The sequence below is a fragment of the Spirosoma pomorum genome (assembly GCF_054776615.1).
Genome location: NZ_BAAHBP010000049.1, coordinates 1 through 636 on the forward strand (window position 1 = coordinate 1; position 636 = coordinate 636).

Sequence of the window (636 nt, forward strand, 5' to 3'; positions counted from 1 at the left end):
GTGCATCACTTGGCATTTGGAAAAACAGATCGTGCGACGGGCTAATCGCTTAATCCGAGTCCGTAAATCTAAATGTTTGCGTTCGATACTTTGTGTCTGGTCTTTGCCGGCTTGATGAATGTCGGCCGGCAATTCGTCATAATAGGCCCACCAGTAGTCGGTAAACCAAAGGCTAACCACGATACCAGCCTGACCCAACAAGGCCATCAATCGCCGGAAGCTTTCGTTCGTGCGCCGACCAAACACAAATGCTACGACCTGGCCCGTATCATGGTCCTCGACCCACCAAAGCCAGCGTGGATTGCGCTTCGTCTGGACATAAGACCACTGCTCATCCGCTTCTAAGCGAATGCATAGGTTCGCTTCAACACCGCTATAAGCTGGGTTTACTGATACGATCCGGTTTGCTTTTTTTTAAGCGTACTCATGACCGTGTTCATATTGATTTTCAAGACGCGGGCTGTATCGCGGATACCACTACCGTTCAAGGCCATGTCAATAACTTGCTCTTTGATACCGACTTGGTAGGCTCGTTTGGTGTAGTCAAGTTGAAAGCTACGTTGGCAGGCTTCACATTTATAGCGTTGGTGGCCAGTAGGACTAACTCCTTTTCGTCGAACCTGGTCTTGATTGCCG

The 636-nt window shown here is 49.4% G+C and carries 2 protein-coding genes; both read right to left on the reverse strand.

Annotated features, from left to right (window positions below; all coding sequences use genetic code 11):
- Window positions 1-399, reverse strand: a 399-nt coding sequence (locus ACYVAD_RS26195) for an IS1 family transposase (protein WP_461142518.1), incomplete at its 3' end; no start/stop codon positions are given.
- Window positions 387-636 (reverse strand): IS1-like element transposase (locus ACYVAD_RS26200; RefSeq protein WP_461142517.1); only part of this gene is annotated, 250 nt, incomplete at its 5' end. The genes ACYVAD_RS26195 and ACYVAD_RS26200, both read right to left, overlap by 13 nt.